Genomic DNA, 3806 nt, shown 5'->3' with positions numbered 1-3806 from the left:
CGAGATAGGGCGCGAGTTTTTGATCGGAAGTTACAAAGATTCCCTGCTAGAAAAAACCATCGCCTTAGAAGAATCCCTGCAACTATTGAGTTAATTGCAGACGCAAACGCGACGGTGATTCATAACATTGTTAGCAATCATCGCTTGTGCAGTGGCATCGCTCCCATTCGGGAATTAATGGATGCGGGAGTCAATATTGCATTGGGGTCAGATGGCATGAGTTCCAATGACTCCTTTAATATGTTTGATGTCATTAAAGCCGCAGGGTTAGTCCATTCTGCAATGGATAATCCCTACGATCGCTACCCTAAAGCTGCAGATGTACTGAAGTGGGCGACCTACGGCGGAGCGAGATCGGCACTGTTGCACAAGGATGTGGGAGCGATCGCACCAGGTATGAAAGCAGATTTTGTCCTGTATGACCTTAACACTTTAAGTTTTACGCCCCGTCATCAACTGCCGATTCATCTGGTTTACGCCGAGAACGGCAGTTCCATTCGCAAGGTGTTTATCAACGGTCAGCTAGTCATCGAAAATGGGCGCGTTCTCACTGTGAATGAGGCTGATATTCTGGCGGAGTTTCATGACCGGATGCCGGAATATGCTGGCTACCGCAAGGATATCTGGCAGCAAGCCGAGCGAATTCGCCCTGCAATCGAAAAGACCTTGTCCACTGCCCTCAGTCAACCGTTTTCAGTCAACCGTTTTAGCCGTTCCCAATATGCTTCGTAAACTAATTCGCAACGCAACAGTCCTCCCTTTCACGCAGCAGGCAGACGGCAGTTTGGATCTGTCACCTCAGTGTGTAGATATTTTAGTGGAGGGCGATCGCATCTCCCAAGTTGCTCCTAATCTGGAAATCGCTGCCGATCAGGTAGTTGATGCGACCAATCTTTTGTTGATTCCTGGATTTGTGGATGCCCATACTCACACAACTGTCGGCATTTTAGAGAAGTGTGGCTATGAGGCTCTGCCGCTGGAACAGTGGATGCTTTATTTGCCTCCCAACGAAAAGCTAAGTTCGCGTGTGCATTACCTCTGTACGATGGTCGCTGCTTTGGAAGCGGTGAAAAATGGCACGACCACGATGCAGGACGATATCTATGCCCTGCCCTACACACCTCCCGAAATGTTTGGGGCAGTTGCCCAAGCTTATGTCGATTTGGGAGTGAGAGCGAGTCTATCGCTGCACGCTATCAATAAACCCCTCCACGAAACCGTTCCCTACTTAACGGATCAACTCACGGACGAGCAAAAACAAGGCTTTATTGCTGCAAGTTCCTGCACTCCAACGGAATGGGAAGCAGTTTTTCGACAAATTTATCGAGATTGGCATGGTCAGGCAAACCGGATCACAACGATGCTGGCTCCCTCTGCCTCACAGCGCGTCACCCCGGAATTGATGCACCGCATCGCTGCACTATCGGAAGAATTCAACGTTCCCATTCATACTCACCTGTTAGAAACCCGAATGCAGGCAGTCACCGGATTAGAATTCTTTGGTGAATCTGTGATTGCTTATGCAAAACGACACGGAATTCTAACGCACCGAACCACGATCGCCCACGGGGTCTGGTTATCCCAGGCGGACATAGATCTTGTGGCGGAAGCTGGAGCAACGGTGGTTCATAACGTGGTGAGCAATCATCGCTTGTGTAGCGGCATTGCACCGATTCGTGAGTTAATTGCCGGGGGTGTCAATGTCGCGTTGGGAACGGATGGCATGGACAGTTTTAACCTGTTTGATGTGATTAAAATGGCAGGTTTGGTGCATTCTACCGTCGATGAGAAACGCGAATCCTATCCCAGAGCAGCAGATATCCTCAAATGGGCGACCTACGGCGGAGCGCGATCGACATTGTTGCAGAATCAAGTGGGGGCGATCGCTCCGGGTATGAAAGCCGATTTTGTGCTGTACGACCTCAACTCTTTGTCGTTTACTCCCCGAAATCAGCTACCGATTCATCTGGTGTATTCCGAGCGGGGGCGATCGATTCGGCAGGTTTATGTGAACGGCCAGTTGATCGTGAAGGACAGTCAGGTTTTGACGGTCAATGAAGCCGATCTTTTAGCAGAATTGAGTGAACATCTAAAGGAATACTATGCCTACCGTGAACAGTGGCATCAGCAAAGCAAAGCATTGCGTCCCTTAATGGATGCCGCATTTCAAAAGATGCTCACTCAACCCTTGCCGATTCAACGGTTTAATGTCGCCTATGGTGATCAAAGTCATGCACCGATGCGTGTTTCTGAAGAAGCTTTGCAAATATCTTCCTGAAACCGGGTCAGTTGTTTAATCAACTCCAGGGTTTCTCTCAATTTGGTTTAGTTCGCTTCAATTTGCGGTAACTTTTTCCCTTATCTTTGGAGCTTGCACGATTATGAATAATCAAAACATGAATTCCTCTAACGGATCTTTTTGGCGATCGATTTCTCGCCGGAGATTCATCCAATATACGTCTCTCGCGGGTCTCGCAGCGGCAACCACCAAGCTAGGAAGTTGTGCGGCTCCCCAGGAACAATCTGCAACCACCGAGTCTAGCCCTGCTGCCTCTCCTACAGGGGGCGGCACACTGCGAGTTTTGACGTGGGCAGGTTATGACGAACCAGAAGTAATCGGCAAGTTTGAGCAGGAGAACGGAGTCAAAGTTGAATTCAAAACCTATGTGGGTGGCGAACAGATGCTTCAGTTCTTCAATCAGTCGCCTCCAGGAACATTTGATGGGATTATCTCTGATGGCGAATATGTCACTAAGCTGATGGAGATGGGGGCGATCGATCCGCTGAATACCGCTGATTTCCCTGAAATAGCAAACTTCTCAGAGACTTATCAAAAATTCCCCGGCTTCTTCCAGGGAGAACAAATGATGGCAGTAGGAACCCGCTTCGGTAACTACGGAATTGCCATTAATACCAAATACATCCAGCCTGAAGAAGTTACCAGTTGGAACTTCCTCACCGATCCAAAACTTCAGGGTAAAGTTGCTTTCTTCGACTGGTATTTGCCCAACATGGGTAACGCCAGCATGGCACTCTTCCCCGATAACCCCAATCCTTACGCGCTCACGGATGAGCAATTGCAACAAGTTAAAGATTGGCTGATCAAAGTCAAGCCTAACGTCGCGTTAATCACCCCCAACATTCAAGACATCACCAATGCCTTCATCAATGAAAGCGTGATTGCTGGCCCTGTCGGGGATTGGTTGATTCAGAATGCGATCGCTGACGGCAAAACAAACTTTACGGCGATCGTTCCCAAAGAAGGTGCGATCCGCTGGAGCGAAGGCGCAACGCTCTGTTCTGCCAGCAACAATAAAGAACTAGCGCTGAAGTGGGTGCAATACATGGCATCACCCGAAACGCAAGCAAGAGTGGCAAACGCCAAAGCATATAAAGGCATTGCGCCAAACCTGGAAGCGCAGGACTTTATGAGCGATGAGGAGAAGCAACTGTTGGGCTACGTTCCCGATCAAGACAATCCCGACAAAACGGTGGTGGAGGTTCAGCTAGAGCGGACTCGTGCCCGGCAGTTGCCCGTCAATCAACCTGAACAAGCATGGCAAGATATCTACAACGAATTTAAGACGAGTTGATGAGGCATGTCCTCATTCCCTAACCCTTTCTTCTATGGGAGAGGGAGAAGGGGAATGAGGGGCGATCGCTTACTCCCCTTTCTCCTTAAAAAACTCAATTGAATTTTCCATGAACCCTCTCTCTGCTGCCAAACCTCAGTCAAATCCGTCACTCCAAACTGGCGTACCTCTGACGGAAAACGCGATCGCCGCGACTGCCCACGATCTGGAAAT

At 49.2% G+C, this 3806-nt stretch carries 3 protein-coding genes; all 3 read left to right on the top strand.

The features are described from left to right. A partial coding sequence (locus tag H6F93_RS00835; protein ID WP_199313406.1) for an amidohydrolase family protein occupies positions 1-732 on the top strand: 732 nt, incomplete at its 5' end. Beyond that, positions 722-2278, top strand: a complete 1557-nt coding sequence (locus H6F93_RS00830; protein WP_190678327.1) for an amidohydrolase family protein — start codon at positions 722-724, stop codon at positions 2276-2278. The genes H6F93_RS00835 and H6F93_RS00830, both read left to right, overlap by 11 nt. A gap of 103 nt (positions 2279-2381) precedes the next feature. Beyond that, positions 2382-3593, top strand: a complete 1212-nt coding sequence (locus H6F93_RS00825; protein ID WP_190678325.1) for an ABC transporter substrate-binding protein — start codon at positions 2382-2384, stop codon at positions 3591-3593. The last annotated feature ends 213 nt before the right edge of the window (positions 3594-3806 follow it).

The sequence above is a fragment of the Leptolyngbya sp. FACHB-671 genome, from assembly GCF_014695745.1.
Taxonomy (GTDB): domain Bacteria; phylum Cyanobacteriota; class Cyanobacteriia; order Elainellales; family Elainellaceae; genus JAAUTN01.
This window is presented reverse-complemented; position numbering and strand designations above follow the sequence as displayed.